Source organism: Allofournierella massiliensis (genome assembly GCF_964241245.1).
GTDB classification, from domain to species: Bacteria; Bacillota; Clostridia; order Oscillospirales; family Ruminococcaceae; genus Allofournierella; species Allofournierella massiliensis.
In genome coordinates this window covers 1-795 of record NZ_CAXSWZ010000071.1, presented here as the reverse complement: position 1 = coordinate 795, position 795 = coordinate 1, and the positions used below count along the sequence as shown (strand labels likewise).

The window sequence follows — 795 nt, the reverse complement described above, 5'->3', positions numbered from 1 at the left end:
GGGGCTGTTGCAAAACGGAAGTTGAGCAACAGCCCCCACTTTTTGTGAAAAGCAGGATCGGAAGAGACTTTTTCAAGAATTTTAGGAGAAATAGTCTCCAAATCATCTTAAGTAGGCGCAGCAAAGCTGAGCTTTCCGCAATGAGGAAGCCCGGCTTTTTGTGTTTTTTCAGATGTCACAAATATCTACTCTTTTTTGAGCGGAAAAAGATGTGTTTTCCGTCTGTCCTGTCGCAATTTGGAGCAGTACTTGTCCAGATCAAAGGCCAGACACAGCAAAAACAGTTCCAGAGAGATGTTGGTTTTCCCTCGCATAAGGAAGCGTTTGAACTGGCGGTCGCTTTTTAATACGCCGAAAGCACCCTCAACTTGAATGGAGCGATTCATGCGCAAAAGAACGCCCCGCTCTGTGAGCAGATTTTCGTGGGCTTGCGCTCTGTGTTGGGCAAACTCCTCGCAGATTTTCACTTCTTTGCGAAAATCCGGATTTTGGGATTTGGTACACTGCTTGCGAACCGGACATCCGGTACACTGGTCACATTGGTAATAATTGTATGTGGTAACTACACCGTTGCTCTCCTGTGAACAGGATCTGTAAAAGCGCAGTTTTCTCCCCGCAGCGCAGACAAAGCAGTCTTCATCTTCCAGATACCGCATGTTTTCTGCGCGCCAGAGCTGTTCACAGTATTTCCTCGTTTTTCTGGTTTGGTAATTGGTCGGCTTAATGTAGCAGTTCTGTCCACGAGAGGCAAGATACAGATAGTTGCCCACGCTTTCGTAGCCCGCATCTGCCACA

General features: G+C 47.2%; 1 protein-coding gene. It reads right to left on the bottom strand.

Annotation, left to right across the window (positions count from 1 at the left end):
• Window positions 1–185 precede the first annotated feature (185 nt).
• A partial coding sequence (locus ACESYO_RS16400) for a transposase (RefSeq protein ID WP_373209317.1) occupies window positions 186–795 on the bottom strand: 610 nt, incomplete at its 5' end.